The sequence below is a fragment of the Ensifer adhaerens genome (genome assembly GCF_002007205.1).
GTDB lineage: Bacteria > Pseudomonadota > Alphaproteobacteria > Rhizobiales > Rhizobiaceae > Ensifer > Ensifer adhaerens_D.
Genome location: NZ_LAZS01000012.1, coordinates 669,805 through 690,441 on the forward strand (window position 1 = coordinate 669,805; position 20,637 = coordinate 690,441).

Here is a 20,637-nt window from a genome sequence, read left to right on the forward strand (position 1 = left end):
AACAAACATGCTTGGAAAACTGATCCTTGGCGCAACCACCGCCATGGCATTGATGGCGAGCGTCGCCATGCCCGCCTTCGCCGATCCGGTGACGATCCGCGTCGTCTCGAAGGATCTCACGACGAGCAATCCTGACGACGTGAAGCTGATGAAGGCCTATGAGGAGGCGCTGAAGGCCAAGGGCACCGACATCCATATCCAGGTCGTCGACCTGCCGTCCTCTGGCTATGCCGACAAGCTCAGCGCCATGCTTCTGTCCGGTGATATCCCCGATCTCATCTATTTCCAGGGCGGCGACGCCAAGATGGCCGAACAGGGCGTGCTGGAGGACTGGAACACCTGGCTGCCGAAGACGACCTATCTCAAGGACGCGCTCTTCCCGCACAATGTCGAGCGTCTGAAGAACTATCCCTACCTGCTCTATGTCTATCCGCCGCGCATTCCGCAGCCGGTCATCCGCACGGACTGGCTGGAGAAATCGGGTGTTGCGGCGCCGAAGACGACCGACGACTACGTCTCCCTCTTCAAGGCGATCAAGGACGGTGACTTCGACGGCAACGGCAAGGCCGACAGCTACGGCGTTACCACAGCCGACAACACCCAGGAGCTCGATGCCATCTTCAACCAGGCCTTCGGCGTGACCGGCACCTGGCTGAAGAACGAAGCCGGCGAATGGGTCCATGCCCGCGTTTCCTCAGCGGAAAAGGCGAAGATCGCCTTCTACGCATCGCTGCGCGAGCAGGGCCTTTATGATCCGGAATTCATCACCACCAAGTGGGACGTGAAGGAGGACAAGTTCTATTCCGGCCGTGCCGGCGTGATCTTCGGTTCCTCCGCAGAGGTCCTCGACATCTATGGCGGCAAGATGCGTCAGGCCCATGCGGACGTGAGCTTGAGCCTGTTGTCGCCGCCCAAGGGGCCGGCCGGCCAGGGCCTGATGGCGCTCGACGTTTCCAAGGAAGCACGCGGGCTCGCGATCGCGACGACGTCCGAGCACAAGGAAGAGGTGGTCAAGCTGCTCGACTTCATCGCCAGCCCCGAGGGCCAGGCGATCGAACGCCTCGGCTTCGAGGGCGAGCAGTACACCAAGGACGGCGAGACGATCAAACCGACCGACAAGCTCGCAACCTGGTATGCCCGCTTCCTGGTTGCCGCCAACTGGCAGCCGCCGGTTCAATGGCTGAGCGAGGCGGCACAGCAATCGCTGAAGACGATCTCGGCCGACTTCAAGCCGGACAATGCTTTCGTCTGGCCTGCCGAATACGCCACCGACATCGATGCCACCGAAAACGTCTACCGGGCCTGGGTCTACAAGTTCGTCTCCGGCGAAGCCAAGATGGACCAATGGGACCAGTTCGTTTCCGAATGGAACGCTGCCGGCGGCGAGAAAATGACCGAATATGCAAGGACGGTTCTCAATGACAAATGATGCTGCAGGGCTCTCCCTTCGGGGAAGGGTTCGGGCGCTTCTCTTTGGCGTCGCCTACGGCGACGCCATCGGGGCGCCGGTCGAAAAACTCTCCGCCGCGGAAATCCGCGAGCGCTATGGCCGGGTGACGTCGCTCGATACCGAGTGGCACCGCATGAAGCAGAACGACGCGGCCCGCAACGGCCGCGTCCGAGGCGGCGGCATCGTCACCGACGATACGCTGATGACCCTTTGCGTCATGTCGATCTACGACGACGTCAAGCGCCACCTCGATGCCTGGGACATGGCCTCGGGCATGGTGCGGGAGATCGCGTGGACGCCACGCTGGGTGCCGGAGCTGCAGCGCGAGACGATGCTGATCGAGCGCCTGTTCTATCCGGAGAAGTGGATCTTCCAGCGCCATCAGCTTTCCGGCTGTGACCCGCGCCAGGGCGGCGTCGGCAACATGGTGAACTGCGGTGCGGCGATGTATATCGCGCCGATCGGCGTCGCCAACGCCTGTGATCCGAAGGCGGCCTATGACGAGGCGATTGCCTTTGCTTCCGGCCACCAGCAGAGCTTCGGCCTGGAGGCCGCCGGCGTGCTCGCCGCTGCCGTGGCCGCCGCTTTCGTGCCGGGGACCACGCTTGACACCGTCATCGAAGAGGCGCTTGCCGTCGCCAAGGACGGAACGCGTGATGCGATCGCCGATATCGTCGAGGCTGCGCGCACCCTGAAGGGTGCCGACCATCCGACGGTCGTCGCCGAATTTCACCGGATCATCGCCCGCTATTCGCCGATGGGCAACGACGTCCAGCACACGCCGCAGAAGGCTGGCATTGCCACCGACGCCTACCAGCCGTCGCGTCTGCACGCGATCGAGGAATTGCCGCTGGCGCTCGGCTTTGCCGTCGTCAATGACGGCGATTTCTACAAGACGATCGTCGACGGCATCAATTCCGGCCGCGACACGGATTCGATCGGCGTCATGGCCGGCGCGATCCTCGGCGCCATGCAGGGCGAAAGCATCATCGACCGGTCGATGGCCTCCCAGCTCGACCGCGTCAACAGGCTCGATCTCTTCGGCGCCGCCGATGCCTTCACCGAAACGGTGACCGCAATCCAATCGGCTGACCGCAAACGCGAAACGGCGCGCGCGCAGGCGCGCGCAGGGCTCTTTTCAACGCCCGAACTCACCCAGGTTTCCAGTCTCTAGAATTCGAAAGTATCCGATGCTCAGCACCACAGAAATCTTCGAGCGCATCTATTCCGGCTTCATCGGCAAGGCGATCGGCGTGCGCTTGGGCGCACCCGTCGAGCCGACGATCTGGAGCTATGAACGCATCCGGGACACCTATGGCGAGGTGACGGAATATCTGCGCGATTTCAAGAATTTCGCCGCTGATGACGACACCAACGGTCCGGTCTACTTCATCCGGGCGCTGCGCGATTACGGCCTCGGCGCGACGGCCGAGGAGGTCGGCAAGACCTGGCTGAACTATGCGGCCGAGGAACACGGCATGTATTGGTGGGGCGGCTTCGGCAACTCGACCGAACATACCGCCTACCAGAACCTGCGCGCCGGCATCCCGGCGCCGCAATCCGGCTCGATCGCCCAGAACGGCACCACCGTCGCCGAGCAGATCGGCGGTCAGATCTTTATCGACAGCTGGGGCTGGGTGCATCCGGCCGACCCGAAGAAGGCTGCCGAAGCCTCAGCCCGTGCGGCAAGTGTCGCCCATGACGGCGAGGGCCTACACGGCGCCCGCTTCTGCGCCGCGGCCATCGCCCAAGCCTTTGTTGCCAAGAACATCGAGGACGTGATCGAGACGGGCCTCGCGACGATCCCGACCGACTCCCTTTATGCCAAGGTTTCGCGCGCGGTACTCCGCTTCCACGACGGCAACCGGAACGACTGGCGTGCCTGCCGCGACATGCTGACGGCGGATTGGGGCTACGACCGCTATCCCGGCGTCTGCCACATCATTCCGAATGCCGGCGTCTTGATCATGAGCCTGATCTACGGCCAGGGTGATCTGCCGCGCACCGTCGAGATCGCCACCATGGCCGGCTGGGACACGGACTGCAACGCCGGCAATGCCGGTGCGATCGTCGGCACCCTCCAGCAGGTGCAGCCGGGCTGGGACAAGTACCGCAAGCCGATCAACGATTTCGTCGTCGCTTCCGGCGTAACCGGTACGGTCAACGTCGTCGACATCCCCTCCTTTGCGCGCGAACTGACCGTGCTGGCGCTCCGTCTGCAGGAGCGGGAAGCACCGGCCCTCTGGGTCGAGGATTTCGAGCGGCGCGGCGTTCGCTTCGATTTTGACGCGCCCGGCGCCACCCATGGGTTCCGCACCGAGCCGTTCAACCAGATCGCCGTCAAGGCATCGGCGGAGCGCCACACGGAGAACGCCAAGGGATCGCTGGAAATCCTGCTCGACCGGCTCGAGCGCGGCCACGGCGGGCGCATCTTCTGGAAGCCCTTCTATCGCCGCTCCGACTTCGACGACGAGCGCTATCGCCCGATGTTCACGCCGCTTGCCGACGACGGCCAGACGGTGACGTTCAAGCTGTGGCTCGACCCTTGGAACGGTGACGGAAATCTGCGTGTGGCGCCTTACGTCCGTCGCGCCATGAGCGGCACCATCCAGGAAACCGGCGCCTGGCACGTGCCTTCGGCCAGCGGCTGGCAGGACTACGCGTTCACTATCCCCGACGGCAATGGCGAGGCGGTCGACGAGATCGGCATTCTGGTCGAATATTTCGGGCGCCTGAAATTCCTCGGTCGGCTGTTCCTTGCCGACTTCTCCGTTTCCGGCAAGGGCCGCGCCGTCATCGACCCGGCGAAAGAAGCGCATGAATGGGGCGGCATCACCCGCTTCACCTGGAACCGCGGCCATTGGAGCCTGCAGCAGGGTCGTATTCATGCCCATACTGCCACTGACGCGGATGCCTGGACCGGCAACGCCTATCTCCGCGACGTCAGTGTCAAGGCCGAGCTTCAGCCGCACTCGGGTGCCTCGCACCTGGTGGTGGCCCGGGCTCAGGGCACGAGCCGCTTTTATGCCGCCGGTTTCGAGAACGGCGAAGCCGTGATCCTTCTTGAAGACCACGGCACGAAGATCCTCGCGCGCAGCCCGTTCCGTATCGAATACGGCCGGAGCTACGCGGTCGATCTCACTGTCGAAGGCGGCAAGCTGACGCTTTCCGTCGATGGCGAGCGGGTGCTTCAGGCGGACGATGCGACGCTGCGCTACGGCATGGCTGGCCTTCGCATGGCCTCTGCCGGGCGCATGTCGATCGGCCGGCTTGAGGTCGCCGAGCGCTAACTGGGCGAGGCGGAAAGAAAGGGAGGAAACATGTCCGAGATAGAGCTTAGAAGCGTTGGCAAGAGCTATGGCAGTGTAGCCGTGCTCAACGACATTTCGCTGGAAATGGGCAATGGTGAATTCGTCGTGCTTGTCGGCCCTTCGGGCTGCGGCAAGTCCACGCTGTTGCGCATGATCGCCGGGCTGGAGGACATCTCCGCCGGCGAGATCACCATCGGCGGCAAGGTCGTCAACGACATGCCGGCAAAGGAGCGTGACATCGCCATGGTCTTCCAGTCTTACGCGCTCTATCCGCACATGAAGGTCTCGGAAAACATGAGCTTCGCGCTGAAGCTTGCCGGCGCGCCGAAGGCGGAGATCCAGAAACGCGTGAGTGAGGCGGCCGAGATCCTCGGCTTGGAAAAGCTGCTCGACCGCCTGCCGCGGGAGCTCTCCGGCGGCCAACGCCAGCGTGTCGCCATGGGGCGTGCCATCGTGCGCGACCCGCGCGCCTTCCTGTTCGACGAGCCGCTGTCGAACCTCGACGCCAAGCTGCGCGTGAAGATGCGCGGTGAAATCAAGAAGCTGCACCAGCGGCTGCGCCGGACGATGGTCTATGTCACGCACGATCAGACCGAGGCCATGACAATGGCCGACAAGATCGTGGTGATGAACGGCGGCAGGATAGAACAGGCGGGGGCGCCGCTCGACCTCTACAACGATCCCGCCAACCTCTTCGTTGCCGGCTTCATCGGTTCGCCGGAGATCAACCTCATCGAGACGATCGCCGAGGGCGAGACGGCGTTGACGCGCGGCGGGGTCTCGCTGCCGCTTGGCAGGCGGGTGCAGCCGGGAACGCGGGTCGTCTGCGGCATCCGCCCGCAACACATCACGCTCGGCACAACCGGCGTGCCGGGCCGCATCAGCCTGGTCGAGCCGACCGGCGAGGATCAGGAAATCGTCGTCGATATGGGCGGGGAGGACATCTCGGTCGTCGTCCATGGCGGCAAGCTGCTATCGGCCGGGCAGGACGTGATGCTTGATATCGACGCCGACAAGGTTCTGCTCTTCGACAAGGACACCGGGGAGCGCCTTCGATGAGTGGATTTGCGAAGCGACAGTTCGATCCCGACGCCAAGGGGCCGCTTGTCGGCACAAGGGTTCTGGATCTTTCCCGTCTCGTTGCCGGCAACATGCTGTCGCTGCAGCTTGCGGATGCCGGCGCCGACGTCATCAAGATCGAGCCGCCGGCCGGCGATCCGCTCAGGGACTGGAAGGACGACGGCCATTCGCTCTATTGGAAGACCTATAGCCGCAACAAGCGCTCCGTCGTCCTGAACCTCAGGCATGAGCCGGCCATGGCAGCGCTCTGGGCGCTGATCGAAACGGCCGACGTCTTTATCGAGAATTTCCGGCCGGGAACGCTGGAGCGCATGGGGCTTTCGCCGGAAGCGCTGCACGCCCGCAATCCCAATCTCATCATTGTGCGCATCTCCGGTTTCGGCCAGACCGGCCCCTATGCACAGTTCCCCGGCTTCGGCACGATCGTCGAAGGCATGAGCGGCTTTGCCTTCAGAACGGGCTTTCCCGACCGGGAACCGGTTCTGCCGCCGCTGGCGCTCGCCGACATGATTGCCGGCGTCTATGGCAGCTCGGCCACCGTGACAGCGTTGCTTGCGCGCGATCGCGGCTACGCAAAAGGACAGGTCATCGACCTGTCGCTGCTGGAACCGATGTTCTCGGTGCTTGGCCCCGAAGCGGCGATCTATCAGACGACCGGCAAGATCAAGGAGCGCGTGGGCAGCGCCTCCAATACGGCCGCGCCCCGCAATGTCTACCGCTGCCGCGACGGAAAGTACGTGGCGCTGTCCGGATCGACGCCACAGGTCGCACGGAGGATCTTCGAGATCATCGGCCGTGCCGACATGAACGCGGATCCACGCTTCGCCACCAATTCGGAGCGCGTCAGGAACCGCGAACTTGTCGACGAGGCCGTTGGCGGCTGGTTTGCCCGGCACGACCATGACGAGGCGCTGAAGATCATGCGTGACGCCGGCGCGACGGTCGGACCGATCTACAATATCGCAGATGCCGCGTCGGACCCGCATTTCGCCGAGCGCGAAATCATCGTCGATGTCGAGGATGACGAGTTCGGCAGCCTGCCGATGCACAACATCGTGCCGCGGCTTTCCCAGACGCCGGGCGTCTGGCGGCGGCCGGCACCAGCGCTTGGGGAACACACGGCGGAAGTTCTGGCCGAAGCGGGACTGGATCGCGGCGCGATCGAGACGATACTCCAGGGTAAAGCCGCATGAGGCTTCGCTCCCTACTCTACGTCCCGGCCTCGTCCGCAAAATTCATCGCCAAGGCGCACGAACGCGGAGCGGATGCGATCATCCTCGACCTGGAAGATTCAGTCGCCCCGGATCAGAAACAGGCCGCAAGGGATGGGTTGAAGGACGCCGTGGCGCAGGTGGCACGCGGTGGTGCGACCGTCTTTGTCCGCATCAATTCGGCGCCGGATCTGCGGATGGCGGATGCAGAGGCCGCCTGCCGTGCCGGCGCGTTCGGTCTCTATGTCGCGAAAACCCGGTCGCCGCAGGAGCTAGAGGATATTGCAGCGCATCTCGCACCAGTTGAGCGGCAGATCGGCAGGCCGCCGGTCGCCTTCGTGCCACTCCTCGAAGATGCCGGGGCAGTTCTCGATGCGCGCGCGATTGCCCGCGTCAGCCGCGTGGTCGGCCTTGCCGCTGGCGGCGAAGACATCGCGACCAGCATGGGCGCAGAACCGCTGCCAGACGTATTGCGACTTCCGAAACTGATGGTCCACCTTGCCGCCAAGGCGGAAGGCAAGCTGTCCTTCGGCATGCTTTTGACGGTTGCGGACTATAGGCGACTGGATGCCTTGAAGGCAGCCGCTCGTGAGGCGAAGGCCCATGGGTTCGATGGCGCGAGCTGCGTCCACCCGTCCGTGGTTCCGGTGCTGAACGCGTCCTATTCCCCGAGCGCAGAGCAGATTGCCTGGGCAAGGACCGTGATCGATGCAGCGCTGGCCGCTGAAGCGGAGGGGCAGGGCGCCTTCGCGCTGAACGGCACGATGGTCGACACGCCGATCATCGAACGCGCGCGCCATGTTCTCGAACAGGCAGGCGACCTTCGCTGACGCATGTCCGTAAGCGGGCTTTGGCTGCACGCCGGTCGGTAGATGCGGGATCGACTTGAGCCGATGCGACCGCGTTCCCGCATTCAGCCGGATCAGAAACGTTCCGTGTCGAAGGTCTTCTTTTCCTTGCCGACCTGGGAGACACCTTTTTGAACGCGCCGCGTATCCTCGGCGCTTGCCACGGAGAGTTCCAGATTTGCCGGAAGAGCCAACCGCTCGAGATCCTTGGCCGGCGCCAGCGCCCATTTGAACAGCGCGGCATCGCGAATAGTCCATTCGGCTTTCGTGGGCGTCGGGCCGGTGAGGCTGGTTTCGTGCGCAGCCGGCGGCCGCATCATGCCCACGCCAAGCGCGACCTTGAACGACGAGGAGGGAATGAACGCGGAGACATTTGTGGGGAGACCACGCTCGGCAGCAACAGGAGCAGTACCGAGCGCGGCGGTGGCCGTGGCCGTGGCGCGGAGCGTCGGCAGCGGCACGGTGATCGCCGCAAGGTCGAAGAAGGGCGGTTTTTCGGCGGCCACCTTCCTTATGGTCTGAAGCTCGAGGGCTTCTTCTCCACGGCTCTTGCGCGTCGGAAGCATCGCAGTCAGCAGCGTGTTGCCGGAGGATTCGCCGTTCTTGAGTTTGGCCGTGCCGGCGCTGTTTGCAGCCACGATCGAGGTGGCCTTGACCCGTCGCTTGTAGTCGGCCATCGCCTGGTCATAACCCGGCAAAGCCCCGCCGCTGGCAGGAAGGTGGAGCGTCTGCCCCTTCGGGAAGATGCGGGCGAGCTCCTGGCGCGACATGCGCGGCCACGCCCGCACGTTTCCGACGTCGAGATGCACGAAGGGAGATCCAGACGTGGGGTAATAACCCACGCCGCCGACCTGCATCTGCATGGCGATCTCCCGCAGTCGGGTGAGCTTCACGCCGGGGATGTAGAAGTCCATTGCCTTGCCCAGCATATGCTGGCTGTTCTTGGCGACCCCGGTGCTGCGCGAGCGGCCGCGCAGCATGCTGTTGGTGGCTGGCGAACGGTAGGCCGAGACGACGTTGATATAGTCCTTCGCACCGGCGCGCTGGTAGACCTCCCAGACGAGGTCGAGAAGGCGCGGGTCCATGCGGGCAGGCTCGTTCCTTCGCCAGTCGCGCAGGAAACGGTTGATCTGCGTGAGCCCCTTCTGGTCGTATTTGCCGTCGCGCTTGTAGGTGATCGTCGCGCGTTCGCCGGTATGCGTGAAGAACAGCTTCAGTGACCGGACTTCTGCCGAAGACGCGGTGCTGGTGAAGGTGATCGTGGACGCTGCTATGGCCGCGGTCGCGGCGACTCTCGCAGCCCACCGGGCGATACGCTTCGCGGCCCTGCCGATAGCAGGCGAGGCAGGCTCTGGATACGCGGTTACAAGATACTCAGACACGGCGGTTTCCGATTCAAACGAGGTACAATCCACCGGCGGCAACGGCCGGCGGCTCGGCTCTTCGACGGAGATTATGGTCAACAAAGGATTAAGAAGCGGTTGATGCCGCCAGCCGCACGTCCTGATGTCGGATTGTTTCCCTCGCCGGAAACGGAATTGCTGCCAAACCGTGCCCAAATTGCATCGCTGCGCCGGCCGGGTGGCGAGGCATGCGGCGGCAACGCCGTCATGCGTCGATCTTGCGGCGCGGCCTCTTCGCAGCCGGTCCGCTGGCTACTTCACGCCGCCATGGGCAAGCCCGCTCACGAGATAGCGTTGCATGAACAGCGCAACCAGATAGACCGGCGCGATACCGGCCAGGGAGGCGGCTGCCATCTGGCCGAAATTCACCAGCCGGTCGCCCTGAAAAAGCGAGATGCCGACCGGCAAGGTCCGCGTGGCGTCGGAGAAGGTGAAGGCGGAAGCAAACAGGAACTCGTTGTAGGACAAGACAGTGACGATGATGAAGGTCGCGACGATGCCGGGCGCGATGATCGGCACGACGATCTGCAGCAGCGTGCGAAACGGTCCGGCGCCGTCCATCGCCGCTGCCTGCTCGATTTCGATCGGCATGCGGCGCAGGAACGGCATCAGCAGCCAGAAGGCGACGGGTACATTGGCGAAACTGTAGATCAGCACCAACCCGGCGCGCGTATCGAGCAGGCCGATCGTCTTCAGCAGGAAAAACAGCGGGATGAGCGCCACGATCGGCGGCGCCATGTAGCTCGAGAGCGTCACGTCCGACAGCCACTTGCCACCGATCTTCAGCCGCAGCACGGCATAGGCCGACGGCAGTGCCAGCGCGATGGTGACGAGGCCCGAGAGCAGCGACACGATCACGGAATTCAGGATGAAGCCGAGGATGTTGGCCGCTTCGAAGGCTGCCGGCCAATTGGCAAGGGTCGGCGTCGTCGGCCAGAAGCGACCGTTGAGCACGTCGTCCTTCGTCTTCAGCGAAACGGCGATCAGATAAAGGAATGGCAGGGCAAAGAAGCCGACGATCGGCGCTGCCGCAAGGCCAAGCCACAGATGTCGTCCGCTAGGTCTCATAGCTCGCGCCTCTCGAAGTGCTGGTGGAGCCGCACGACGGGCAAGGTCACAAGCCCGATGACCAACGCATAGACCATCGTTTCGGCTGCGGCGCGACCGACGTCGAACTGCTCGATCGCGCGTCGATAGATGGCAAAGCCGGCCGATGTCGTCGCAAAGCCCGGTCCGCCGAAGGTCAGGATGTAGACGAGGTCGAAGAGTTTGAACGACAGGATGAGCTTCAGCAGATAGATCGACGATAGCGGCGCGGCGACCAGCGGCAGCGTGATGTGCCAGAAGCGTTGCCAGCCGTTGGCCCCGTCCACCAGCGCCGCCTCGTGAACACCCTCGGGAATGGTAGAAAGGGCCGCAAAGCAGAGAATGACGATGAAGGGCGTCCACTGCCAGAGATCGGCGACGCCGATCGCCAGCCAGGCAAGGGTCGGATGGCCGAGAAAGGAAATCGGCTCGGAGACCACGCCATAGGTGATCAAGGCGCCGTTCAGGAGCCCGCCAGCCGGCGCGAAGATCAGCTTCCAGGCGATGCCGACCATGACTGGCGGCGTCATCAGCGGCAGAAGCACAAGGCTCATCAGGAAGCGGCCCGCCTTCAACAACGAGGTGAACAGCAGCGCGATCAGGAAGCCGAGCGCGAGCTGTACCATGGAGGTCGCAAGCGCATAGGCGACGCTCCTGCCGATGGCCGAAAGGAAGACCGGATCCTGGAGCGCCGTTGCGAAGTGCTTGATGCCGACGAAACCGCGGAACGGCTTTCCGAGCGTGCTCTTGCTGAAGGCGAGGGCCAGCAGAAATACGGTCGGGTAGAGCGTCGTGACGGCAAGCGCGACGAGGACCGGCGCGATCCAGGTGAGCCGACCGAGACGCGCCCAAAAGGCGTGCCGGCGCGCGGCAACGCCCGCCGTGTCAGGCTCCAGGACTTCGACGGCAAACGCAGTCATGCGGCCTGTGCCAGATTCGGGCGCGTCGGCCCGCTGCCGGCCCGGGTCGCCAGCAGCATGTCCTCGATATCGTCGAGATCACGAGGCGTAAGCGCGATGGTTGCAGCATCGATCCAGCCGTCGATCTGCAGCGGTTCGCGCGCGCCGATGATGGCGCCGGTAACGCCGGGCCAGGAGATCGCCCAGGCGGCAGCGATCGCTGCGACGGTCGTCTCGTGCCGCGCGGCAATCGGCCTCAAGCCTTCGGCGAAGGCCAGGTTGCGGTGAAGCGCTTCGCCCGAGAATTCCTCGTCACGCGATCGCCAGTCGTCCTTCGGGAGGGCCCGGGCGCGCGCCGGAGTGAAGGCGCCGGTGAGCAGGCCCGATTGCAACGGACTGTAGGCGATGACGCCGCTGCCATGCGCCTGCACCCAAGGCAGGTCCGCTTCGGCGAACTGGCGCTTGATGGCCGAAAAGGGCGGTTGCACGACATCGACGGGCGCGACCTTTGCCGCGCGCTCCAGAAGCGCCCGGTCGTGGTTCGAAAGCCCGATCGCCCGCACCTTGCCCTCTTTCTTGAGCTCGGCGAAAGTCGCCCAGTAGTCCTCGACCGGCGTGCCGTCATTGGTCGGCCAGTGAACCTGGTAGAGGTCGATGACGTCGACGCCGAGCCGCTTCAGGGAAGCCTCCAGCTCGCGACGGATGGATTGGGCATTGCCGATGCGGGCGGGAAGGGCATTGCGGTTGTGCGGGTCCCATATCAGCCCGGCCTTGGTGAAGATCAGCGGACGTTCGGATCGCGGGATGATGGAGAGCGCCTCGCGGACGACCTCTTCGGAATGGCCGAGGCCATAGACGGGTGCCGTGTCGATCCAGTTGACGCCGCGTTCAACCGCATGACGGATGGCGGCGATCGACCGGGTATCGTCCTGGCTTCCCCATCCCCAGCCCCAATCGGGGCCGCCGATGGCCCAGGCGCCGAAACCGACGGGCGTGATGTCGAATTCGGTTCGGCCGAGCCTGCGCTTCGGCAAGGATCTTGCGCTCATGGTCTTTTGCCTCGTTGAGAAAAATGGCGGGGCGGAGCCGGGAGGAAGCGCCGCCCCGCAAGCAATCAGCCGTTGGTCTCGATGATCTCGGTCCAGGCCTGGTGGGCATCGGCGATCGCCTGTTCCGCGCTCTTGGTGCCGGCGAGCGCCAGGGCGAGCTCGTCAGTCAGCGCATTTTCGAGTTTTGGCGCATAGACCGCAGTCGGCCAGGCCAGGCTGTTTTCCAGTGCGCCATCATCGAGCAATGGCTGAACGAGCGGCTGGAAGTCCTTGAATTTTTGTGATTTCAAGCCTGACTGGCGGTCCGGGTCGATGCCCGAGCCGGTGAGCGCCAGAAGCTGTTCGTGATAGTCCCTGCTGGTCGCAAACTTGATCAACTCCCAGGCGACGTCCTTGTTCTTCGATCCGCTGGTGATGGCAAAACCGAAACCGGCATTGAAGGCGAGACGCGGCGTCCTGTTGCTGCCGCCGACGGGGATGCGTGCCACGCCCCATTTGTCGACGATTTTCGAACCCTTCGGATCCTGCGCATAGCCGCCGAGATCGGTCCAGAAGTCGATCTGCGCCGCCTTGCCGTTGAGAAAGGCAGGCAGGCCTTCCTCGAAGCGCGTTTCGAGCGGGGTCGGCAGCGCGTGAGGTGCCGACGCAAGCAGCGACTTCAGCGCCTCGACCGCCTCCGCGCTGTCGAGCGCGGACGTGCCATCCGGTTTCAGGAAGTTGCCGCCGAAACCGGTGAGGCGGTTGGCATAGGTGGAGAGGATGATGACCGGGATCTTGGCTCCGAGCACAGCTGCGCCATAGATGCCGTTCTTCTTTTCCGCCTCGGTGATCACCCTGGCGTTCTCGTTGTATTCGTCCCAGGTGCCCGGCGCCTTCAGACCGTAGCGGTCAAAGAGTTCTCGGTTATAGAACAAGAGATGGCTGTCGCCGTCATAGGGCAGGCCGTAGCGACGGTCGTCATGCAGCGTGTACTGGTCGTAGATCGTCTGGATGAAATCTTCCGGCTGGATCTCGGCCTTGTCGCGCGCGATGAGATCCGTGACATCTTCGATCACGCCGTCTTCAGCAAGCTGCCCCTTGTAAGTGTAGAAATAGTCGATGACATCGAACTGGTTGGCGCCCGACTGCACGTCGAGCGTTGCCTTGACGCTGACCTGGTCGTATGGCACCGCGGTGACGTTGACCTTGGCGCCGGTTAGCTTCTCGAAGTCTTCGGCAATCTTCTTGCCGGTGACGACGTGCGGCTGGATGATCAAGAGATTGACCGAGCGCCCGGCGTATCTGTTGCCGGACGCGCGGGCCGTCGAGGCGGCAAGCGGCGCGATGAAGGGAAGGGTGCCCGCGGCGGCGAACGATTTCAGCACGCTGCGACGGCGATAGGCCTGGCCGAAAATGGAACTGGACATGGGATCCTCCGTCGAAATCTGGGCTTGGCCAGCGTTGTCATCCGTCGCGGCCGGAGCGGGTCCGGCTCACGCATTGTTGGCAGCATCATGCGCGAGAAACCTGGATACATACACATACAGTCTATGTATTTTATATACTATTGCGGAATGATTTTCCTGCTCTCTCCCCGCCACCGGAGTAGGAATTTCTTCGAGAGATCGTTTCCGGCCCGCCGGAGCCGAGATGAAAGCCATCCCGGTCCATCCCGTTGAGCGAAGATTGTGAGTACTATCCGATCGCCACGCGTTCGGTCGTCGATCAGCCTCAGCCGGTAGCCGGGCGTTGAGCTTTCAGCGCGAGCAGAAATCCGAGGGACGGCAGGATCCCCGCCAAAAGCACGTTCGTGCCAAGATCGAATTGATCGACAACCCGACCGCCGGCAAGGGATCCGACGGCAATACCGATGTTGAAGATTGCGACGAACAGCGCCGTCGCCACTTCGACGTCCGAAGGGGCTGACTTCATCATCCAGGTTTGCAGTGAGACCGAGACGCCGCCATAGGCGAAACCCCACAAAATGAGGAGGATCGCCCCGCCGAGAGGCGAGTTTCCGAAGAAGGCAAAGGCGAACAGGACGGCGGCAAGAGCGGCCGCAATGGTGAGCAGGGCAACGCCGACGCGTCTGGCGGCGACGGGGCCCGAAATGAAGTTTCCGCCTATGCCTGCTGCTCCGTAGGCAAAAAGCAGGAGACCCACCCATTCCGCGCCGACGCCCGAAACAATCTGCAGAAGCGGACGTACGAATGTGTAGGCCATGAAATGGCCCGCCACCAACAGGAACGTGATGACCAGACCGAATTGAATCCGGCGGCTCAAGAGTTGATCGCCGAACTGGCTCAAGCGGACGGACTGGTGGACAGGCAGTGCAGGCAATGTCCCGAGGTTGACCACCAGCACGATGCCACAAAAGAGCGCCATGGCGACAAACGCCATGCGCCAGCCCGCCGCGTCGCCGATGATGGCGCCGAGCGGAACGCCGAGAACCGAAGCTGCCGCGACGCCGCCGAAAATGATCGCCGTCGCGACGCCAATCGATCGGCTCGACACCAGCCGCGGTGCAAGGCCTCCGGCAACGGCCCAAATGCCGCCCATGCAAAATCCGACAATGATGCGCGCTGTCAGAAGCAAACCGATCGAACTGGCGAGTGCCGAAATGACGTTCGCGACGACCAGCAGCAAAAGAAGGGTGGTCAGGATGCGCCTTCTGTCGATCCTGCCGGCCACGAGCACCACTGCGGGCGCAAAGATTGCGGCCAGCAGCGCAGGCAACGAGAGCGTCAGGCCGGCGGTTCCCATCGACGTTTGAAGATCTTCCGCGATCGGCGTCATCAGGCCGACGGGCAGCATTTCGGTCGTGACGACACAGAAGGTCGACAGGCCGGCGGCATAGACGGCGCGCCAATTTTCCCTGTCAGCGCCCTCCATCGTCTGGAGACCCACGGTTTCTTCCTGAAGTTTCATTCACTTGCCTCTTTCTTTCCTGGGCGAGGCCAGCATGGGCGCCTGCCAAGTTGTCCTGTCCTCATGCGGGACAGCGCGAGGCATTCTTTACTGTTGCTGAAATCCGGATAAATTGGCTTTAGATGGACACAAAGGGGACGAAGCGTCCCCAATCGGATGGTGTGATGCTTGATCACCTCGGCGACGTGCGCGCCTTTGTTCGTGTCGCAGATGACCAGAGTTTCACCCTGGCAGCGGAGCGGCTCGGCCTCTCGCGCTCCGCGGTCGGCAAATGTGTCGCGCGTCTCGAAGACAATATGGCAACACGGCTGATCCATAGAACGACGCGCAGCGTCAGCCTCACCGCGGAGGGTCAGCTTTTCTACGAGTATGCCGTCAGGATCCTGTCGGAAGTGGAGGATGCGGAGTCCGCCTTGGCACAACGGCATCAGGCACCAAGAGGGCGCCTTCGCGTCGACTTGCCGATCGCCATCGGCAGGCTGCACATTCTTCCGGTTCTCCAGCGGTTCCTGAAACAGTGGCCCGACGTAGAGGCGGACGTCTCGTTCTCGGACGAGTATCGCGACATCGTCGGCGACGGCATCGAGGTTGCCGTTCGTATTGGCGGGCCCACCGACAATCGCCTGATCCAGCGGGTACTGGCTTCCCATCGGCTGATAACCTGCGCCGCGCCCGATTACCTGCAGCAACGAGGAACGCCGCGCTCCATAGAGGAACTGGCGCGCCATGACCGGATCGGGTTCAAACACGCAGGCGTACCTGTCCCTTGGCGCTACAGGATCGGCGGAGAGGAACGGGACGTCGGTATTCGGGGAAACTTGCGCCTCGGAAACACCGAGGCAATTCGCGACGCCTGTCTCTCGGGGATGGGGCTTGCGCAGCTCAGCGCGTTTCTGGTGGGCCGCGACATCAAGGAAGGCAGGCTTGTCCCTGTGCTTGAGGAGTTCGAGCGCGATGAACCTCCCGTTTGCGTCGTCTACCCGACCCGGAAGCACGTTTCTCCCAAGGTCCGGCTTTTTATCGAGGCCATTCGAACGGAGTGGGCGAACGGTGCGCCTTGGGCATAGCGCTGTTGGTTCGACGGTCCCTGACATGCATTGCCTTTGGGCTGGCGGGACCACGCCTAAGCCCCATGCCTTCGCCCAGTGGTTTGCTGCCATCGCCTGGAAACTTGCGGGCCGCGGACATGCGCACTACCTGTGGTGCGTAAAGAGCGGTGGCCGCAACGGCACGTCCTTGAGGTGATGATGAAGCTGCCCCCGCAAACCAGTACGCAGGCTGCGAGCAATCCCGACGTGTTCGACGCATCCTGCTCGGCGCGGCATGCGCTTGAACTGATATCGACGAAATGGGCGATCCTCATCATGTCTGCGCTCGCGACAGGTTCGATGCGCAATGGCGCCTTGCTGCGCAAGGTCGACGGCATCTCGCAGAAGATGCTGACCCAGACACTCAAGGACCTCGAACGCAACGGGCTGGTGCAGCGTCACGACCAGCAGACAGTTCCGCCCCATGTGGAATACAGCCTGAGCGCGATCGGCTTATCCCTCAGCGAAACGCTCATCAACCTCGACCGGTGGGCGGAGCGGAACTTTCCGGAGCTGGACCGCTTCAGAGCCCAGTTTGATGCCGCTTCCGGCGCGGCGAACGCGGCCAGGCGACTGAAGATCCGCGCGCCGTAGCAAACGATATAGCTTGCCGTGCGGGTTTTCCTACGCCCAGACGCGCCCTGATCGCGGCGTGTCGATCTGGTAGTCGGAGGCATGAGCGCTGAAGAAACTCCGGCCGAAAAGGCGCGCGCGCCCGATTGGATCGCTCGGATCGCGATGTATGTCGCTGCGCGCATTGCCATGGCCATGAACGACGCCGACGAACGTCGAGCGCGTATACCGGCAGAATTCCTGGAGCTGATGCTCCGGTCCGGCCGAAACGGTGGGGTAGGTCTCTTCGGAGCTGAGGACGAGGCCGATCCGTTTTCCGGTCATCTGCGCGACCACGGACGCCGATTGCGGATGCGACGCGGCAACGTAGCAGAACATTCTGTCGAAGAACGCCTTCAACTGCGCCGAGACGCCATACCAGTAGATCGGGCTTGCGGCCACGAAACCGTCGGCGGGAAGATATGAACCGAAGAACGCCTGCCGGAAGCCGTCATCGATCGCGCATCCGCCATCGGGCGTCCGGCATTGGCGACAGTCTCGCAGCATTGCCGACAGGATGTCGTCGACGTGAACGGTCTCGACCTCGTGGCCTGCGTCGAGCAAGCCCTCGGCCACGGCAATTGCCATCGCCGTGGAGTTTCCGTCGCGTCGCGGGCTGGAACAGAGAACCATTGCCTTCATCGATACCATCCTCATGCAGCGGGCACCCTGGAGGGACTTAGGATCCCAGGGCCTCGATGCATGCGTATTCGGCTGGGGGCTCTGCTGACAAGTACGCACCTCGGGGTGCCTATCTCGCACCGCATTCGCGTGATCGAAGCACTAGATCTTGCCGTCCGGCGTCCGCCACCGGGCCGAACTCAGCGATGGCCGGTTCGACACGTGCCGGGCCGGGCGCTGGGATGCGTCGGAAACAAGCTGGGCAGCGATTGAATGAGAATGTGATCCTGAACGTCGGACACGACTGGGATGGCTCGCCAGCCCCCATGTTCGGGATCGTCAATGCAGGCCAAGGATCTCGCGCAGATTGACATTCTCGCCATCGGACTGGGTATCCAGCGAGCCTCTCAGCTGGCCTATCCGGTCGCGGACAAGTGCAAGCGCGCCCGCCGCATCCCCGTTGGTCAAGCGCGCGAGCATCTGGCTTGTGTAATCCGACTGCCTGCCTGCGGGCTGGACTGTCTGGTGAAGCGAAAGCGCGAGCGCGAGGCAGGATGCGTTTCGTTCCCATTCCCTGGCGAGAGTCCCGTTGCCATGGACCAGGCAGAGCAGGCTCCCGAACTCGATGTCGAAACGGCGCAGAAGCCGGAAGTCATGCGCCGTCTCTGCCTTCTCTTCCGCCTTGCCGTGTTGCGCGATCCGGTCGAACTGGGAGGAGGAGATAGACGCCTGGTTTGCCGCAATGCGCTGGACGACGAACGTTTGCAGCGCCTCGCTCACTTCGAGCATCTCCAAAGCCGATTGCAGCGAGGGGGATGCGACGTAGGCGCCCTTATTGGGCGGGAGGAAAACCAACCCATCCTGTTCCATGACCATCAGAACCTTGCGCATGACCGTGCGGCTAATGCCGTAGATGTCACACATCACGAGCTCTTCCAGTTTGACGCCCGGCTTCAGCTTGCGGTCGATGATGGCGTTCCAGAGGTCAACGTGAATCTTCGCCTCGATGCCGCTCAAGGACGCGCTCTGCATCGACGCGGCATCTTCGCTCTGCAAGGCGGGAGAGAGATAGTTGAACTTTGGCATCCGGGACCCGATTTTTCGTAAGGCGTTTGATAAGCTTTACATGGTTCAGCAGTAGCAAATCAATCGGTGCCGGCTTTATTGCGCTAAACTGTATCGACAGGTTGCGATACCGGATGAGCCCGAAGGGCATCCAGACGATTCGGTGGTGGATTGAGTGAGCCCGGCCACCCCCTAAATTTTTGCCGATCTTCTCACGCAAAAATGCCCGCAATCAATACAGATTGCGGGCACAGTGCCTTCATATCGGCAGCTTGTTCAGAAACTGCGCTGCAGGCGGACGAAGCCCGTCACGTAGTCGTCGTCCTTGAACTTCTTGTCGTAGTCGACCTTGACGTAATTCACGGTTGCACGGGCATCAAGACCTTCGGTGATCTTGTAGTCCGCCGTGACGCCGACCTTCCAGGCATTGCCGTTTCCGAAGCCTTCGTTGGGCGATGCAGCGCCCCTCCAGGCTGCGTTGAACAAAACGTCCCTGCGCAGATCGCCGAAATACTGCGCTCCGGGCGTGATTGCCAGCCTGTCCGTGACGTTGAGGCGATAGGATGCCGCAACGCTCCACTTGGACGTGGACCAGTAAGCGTTCGGATCCGACGACCAGACGGCAAAGCCCTGGAGTACGCCCGGACCGAGATCCGCCGAAACCAGGCCGCGGATAGCGCCTTGTTTCACCTCGGTGTCATAACCACCGAGCAGGTCGAAGGAGGCGCCGCCGAGCGAGACGGAAGCGATGGCTTCAACACCAACTCCGTTGTTCTTCGAGGTCACGCCTTCGAGTTCGTCGACCGCGATACCAGCCTGGAACGCGCCCGCATCGTAGGTGTAGGAGAGCGAGTTGAAGACGGTCGTATCGTTGCCAGCGATGTCGGTTTCGCCGTTCAGGCCCTTGTCCCACCAGCTGGCGAAGTGGCCGGCGCGCAAGCCCGCGAGCTGGATGTACGCTTCATCGAGCTTGAAGTTGTTGTGGGCATCGTTGTCGGTATCCGCCTGGATGGCGATGTAGCTGGTGAGCGCGCCGTATTCCGTATCGTTCTTGGCTTCGAGGATCAGCTGAGCGCGGGCGAACGCATCCCAATCGGATGTCGATGGCTTGCCTTCCCAGCGGCCAGCGCTTTCGCGCGGACCGAAGTTCGTCTGGAAGCGAACGTAGCCGCCGATACGCAGGCAAGTTTCCGTTCCGGGGATGTAGAAGAAGCCGGTGCCGAATGCGTCGCAGACGCGGACATATTCCGTCGGCTCCGGTTCGGCCGCGATGATGGCGTCCGCCGCCTGGACGCTGGATGTTGCTGCGATCGCAGCGGTCGAGCCCAAAAGTATGCTTTTTATCGTCATGGGAAAATCCCTCTCGTTGGTCCTTCGATCAGGCAAGATGGCTGCGTCACCTATCGAGGCGGATCCGCGACATGCTTGCTTCGCGCCGTGGTTGTTGATGCCAACCGATCTCCGGCTGGCCAGCGCATGCAATCGGGTATCACGATTTTATCGAAAGTGAATTCATAAAATTTAGAATCTCAATTCAATTTTTCGGGTTGTGCGATCCATATTGTAAAATAGATACACTTTTGATGGTCCGCGTCTGCTGAAATTCACTTGGCACCGCCTGTTGCGCTTGTCTCAGCATTATCAATTGAGATTATATAGATTCTGTATTGACAATAGGCGACACAGTGTTAGAAAGACGCTGCCTTGAGAAGAAGGCGATCTCCAAGTGGTCAACGCCGCCAGTCCATCCCTGCGACTGGCGGCGTTTGCTTTTGGCGCGCGAGCAGCAACGCGAATCGACCGGCACTTGTCCCTCACGCGTGAAGGCGCCGGCTGCGGGTCGGGCGATCGGGTCGGGAACGCTCGGCTTGCCGCGCAGGCGCAGGGCTACGCTCGCCGACGCCCTTTTCCGCAGTTGGCGCGGGCAATTATCCGGGAACTTTGGGATTCGGCAGGCATCGCCCGATGCCACCGCACACCTGGAGGTGTGCGGGCAAAGTGCGAGCG

Annotated in this window: 17 protein-coding genes; 8 read left to right on the forward strand and 9 right to left on the reverse strand. The window is 62.8% G+C overall.

The genetic code is table 11. The annotated features are described in order from the left end of the window. Window positions 1-7 precede the first annotated feature (7 nt). Genes XB14_RS27920 through XB14_RS27945 form a run of 6 tightly spaced genes read left to right on the forward strand, consistent with a single transcriptional unit; the run spans window position 8 to window position 7,882 of the window. Window positions 8-1,429 carry an extracellular solute-binding protein gene (locus XB14_RS27920; protein WP_143348576.1) on the forward strand — a complete coding sequence of 474 codons (1,422 nt, stop codon included), beginning with the start codon at window positions 8-10 and terminating at the stop codon, window positions 1,427-1,429. After that, window positions 1,419-2,624 (forward strand): ADP-ribosylglycohydrolase family protein, encoded by a 1,206-nt coding sequence (locus XB14_RS27925; protein WP_077966732.1) that lies wholly within the window; start codon window positions 1,419-1,421, stop codon window positions 2,622-2,624. The genes XB14_RS27920 and XB14_RS27925 overlap by 11 nt, the downstream gene beginning before the upstream one ends. 16 nt (window positions 2,625-2,640) lie before the next feature. Next, window positions 2,641-4,740: an ADP-ribosylglycohydrolase family protein gene (locus XB14_RS27930; protein ID WP_077966733.1), complete on the forward strand. Its 2,100-nt coding sequence runs from the start codon at window positions 2,641-2,643 to the stop codon at window positions 4,738-4,740. A 30-nt stretch (window positions 4,741-4,770) separates the two neighbouring features. Continuing rightward, window positions 4,771-5,820, forward strand: a complete 1,050-nt coding sequence (locus XB14_RS27935; protein ID WP_077966734.1) for an ABC transporter ATP-binding protein — start codon at window positions 4,771-4,773, stop codon at window positions 5,818-5,820. After that, window positions 5,817-7,034, forward strand: a complete 1,218-nt coding sequence (locus tag XB14_RS27940; RefSeq protein WP_077966735.1) for a CaiB/BaiF CoA transferase family protein — start codon at window positions 5,817-5,819, stop codon at window positions 7,032-7,034. The genes XB14_RS27935 and XB14_RS27940 overlap by 4 nt, the downstream gene beginning before the upstream one ends. Then, window positions 7,031-7,882 (forward strand): HpcH/HpaI aldolase/citrate lyase family protein, encoded by an 852-nt coding sequence (locus XB14_RS27945; protein ID WP_077966736.1) that lies wholly within the window; start codon window positions 7,031-7,033, stop codon window positions 7,880-7,882. The genes XB14_RS27940 and XB14_RS27945 overlap by 4 nt, the downstream gene beginning before the upstream one ends. A 92-nt stretch (window positions 7,883-7,974) precedes the next feature. Here XB14_RS27945 and XB14_RS27950 read toward each other — a convergent pair whose 3' ends face one another. From XB14_RS27950 to XB14_RS27975, 6 genes are all read right to left on the reverse strand, one after another. Further along, the gene (locus XB14_RS27950; protein ID WP_419178645.1) at window positions 7,975-9,174 is read right to left on the reverse strand and encodes a DUF882 domain-containing protein; all 1,200 of its coding nucleotides are present in this window, start codon (window positions 9,172-9,174) and stop codon (window positions 7,975-7,977) included. 381 nt (window positions 9,175-9,555) lie between these two features. Beyond that, the gene (locus XB14_RS27955; RefSeq protein WP_077966738.1) at window positions 9,556-10,371 is read right to left on the reverse strand and encodes a carbohydrate ABC transporter permease; all 816 of its coding nucleotides are present in this window, start codon (window positions 10,369-10,371) and stop codon (window positions 9,556-9,558) included. Next, the gene (locus XB14_RS27960) at window positions 10,368-11,309 is read right to left on the reverse strand and encodes a carbohydrate ABC transporter permease (RefSeq protein ID WP_077966739.1); all 942 of its coding nucleotides are present in this window, start codon (window positions 11,307-11,309) and stop codon (window positions 10,368-10,370) included. The genes XB14_RS27955 and XB14_RS27960 overlap by 4 nt, the downstream gene beginning before the upstream one ends. Beyond that, window positions 11,306-12,337 carry an aldo/keto reductase gene (locus XB14_RS27965; RefSeq protein ID WP_077966742.1) on the reverse strand — a complete coding sequence of 344 codons (1,032 nt, stop codon included), beginning with the start codon at window positions 12,335-12,337 and terminating at the stop codon, window positions 11,306-11,308. Before XB14_RS27965 ends, XB14_RS27960 begins: the two co-directional genes overlap by 4 nt. 65 nt (window positions 12,338-12,402) lie before the next feature. Continuing rightward, window positions 12,403-13,743: an ABC transporter substrate-binding protein gene (locus XB14_RS27970; RefSeq protein ID WP_077966743.1), complete on the reverse strand. Its 1,341-nt coding sequence runs from the start codon at window positions 13,741-13,743 to the stop codon at window positions 12,403-12,405. A gap of 304 nt (window positions 13,744-14,047) precedes the next feature. After that, window positions 14,048-15,244 (reverse strand): MFS transporter, encoded by a 1,197-nt coding sequence (locus tag XB14_RS27975; RefSeq protein ID WP_234804159.1) that lies wholly within the window; start codon window positions 15,242-15,244, stop codon window positions 14,048-14,050. Window positions 15,245-15,408: 164 nt separating this feature from the next. Between XB14_RS27975 and XB14_RS27980 the strand changes: the two genes are divergently transcribed. Together XB14_RS27980 and XB14_RS27985 are read left to right on the forward strand one after the other, a co-directional pair. Continuing rightward, the gene (locus XB14_RS27980) at window positions 15,409-16,311 is read left to right on the forward strand and encodes a LysR family transcriptional regulator (RefSeq protein ID WP_077967798.1); all 903 of its coding nucleotides are present in this window, start codon (window positions 15,409-15,411) and stop codon (window positions 16,309-16,311) included. Window positions 16,312-16,491: 180 nt separating this feature from the next. Next, window positions 16,492-16,926 (forward strand): winged helix-turn-helix transcriptional regulator, encoded by a 435-nt coding sequence (locus XB14_RS27985; RefSeq protein ID WP_077966745.1) that lies wholly within the window; start codon window positions 16,492-16,494, stop codon window positions 16,924-16,926. Window positions 16,927-16,956: 30 nt separating this feature from the next. On the opposite strand, the gene XB14_RS27990 is transcribed toward XB14_RS27985, so the two are convergent. From XB14_RS27990 to XB14_RS28000, 3 genes are all read right to left on the reverse strand, one after another. Continuing rightward, window positions 16,957-17,586, reverse strand: a complete 630-nt coding sequence (locus XB14_RS27990; RefSeq protein WP_143348577.1) for a flavodoxin family protein — start codon at window positions 17,584-17,586, stop codon at window positions 16,957-16,959. A 318-nt stretch (window positions 17,587-17,904) separates the two neighbouring features. Next, window positions 17,905-18,582 carry a GntR family transcriptional regulator gene (locus tag XB14_RS27995; RefSeq protein ID WP_179119694.1) on the reverse strand — a complete coding sequence of 226 codons (678 nt, stop codon included), beginning with the start codon at window positions 18,580-18,582 and terminating at the stop codon, window positions 17,905-17,907. 324 nt (window positions 18,583-18,906) lie between these two features. Further along, window positions 18,907-19,980: a porin gene (locus XB14_RS28000; protein WP_077966751.1), complete on the reverse strand. Its 1,074-nt coding sequence runs from the start codon at window positions 19,978-19,980 to the stop codon at window positions 18,907-18,909. Window positions 19,981-20,637 lie beyond the last annotated feature (657 nt).

Coding starts and splice junctions, on each gene's coding strand:
- XB14_RS27920 (WP_143348576.1), top strand. CDS start 8: ATGCTTGGAAAACTGATCCTTGGCGCAACCACCGCCATGGCATTGATG.
- XB14_RS27925 (WP_077966732.1), top strand. CDS start 1,419: ATGACAAATGATGCTGCAGGGCTCTCCCTTCGGGGAAGGGTTCGGGCG.
- XB14_RS27930 (WP_077966733.1), top strand. CDS start 2,641: ATGCTCAGCACCACAGAAATCTTCGAGCGCATCTATTCCGGCTTCATC.
- XB14_RS27935 (WP_077966734.1), top strand. CDS start 4,771: ATGTCCGAGATAGAGCTTAGAAGCGTTGGCAAGAGCTATGGCAGTGTA.
- XB14_RS27940 (WP_077966735.1), top strand. CDS start 5,817: ATGAGTGGATTTGCGAAGCGACAGTTCGATCCCGACGCCAAGGGGCCG.
- XB14_RS27945 (WP_077966736.1), top strand. CDS start 7,031: ATGAGGCTTCGCTCCCTACTCTACGTCCCGGCCTCGTCCGCAAAATTC.
- XB14_RS27955 (WP_077966738.1), bottom strand. CDS start 10,371: ATGAGACCTAGCGGACGACATCTGTGGCTTGGCCTTGCGGCAGCGCCG.
- XB14_RS27960 (WP_077966739.1), bottom strand. CDS start 11,309: ATGACTGCGTTTGCCGTCGAAGTCCTGGAGCCTGACACGGCGGGCGTT.
- XB14_RS27965 (WP_077966742.1), bottom strand. CDS start 12,337: ATGAGCGCAAGATCCTTGCCGAAGCGCAGGCTCGGCCGAACCGAATTC.
- XB14_RS27970 (WP_077966743.1), bottom strand. CDS start 13,743: ATGTCCAGTTCCATTTTCGGCCAGGCCTATCGCCGTCGCAGCGTGCTG.
- XB14_RS27975 (WP_234804159.1), bottom strand. CDS start 15,244: ATGAAACTTCAGGAAGAAACCGTGGGTCTCCAGACGATGGAGGGCGCT.
- XB14_RS27980 (WP_077967798.1), top strand. CDS start 15,409: ATGCTTGATCACCTCGGCGACGTGCGCGCCTTTGTTCGTGTCGCAGAT.
- XB14_RS27985 (WP_077966745.1), top strand. CDS start 16,492: ATGAAGCTGCCCCCGCAAACCAGTACGCAGGCTGCGAGCAATCCCGAC.
- XB14_RS27990 (WP_143348577.1), bottom strand. CDS start 17,586: ATGAAGGCAATGGTTCTCTGTTCCAGCCCGCGACGCGACGGAAACTCC.
- XB14_RS28000 (WP_077966751.1), bottom strand. CDS start 19,980: ATGACGATAAAAAGCATACTTTTGGGCTCGACCGCTGCGATCGCAGCA.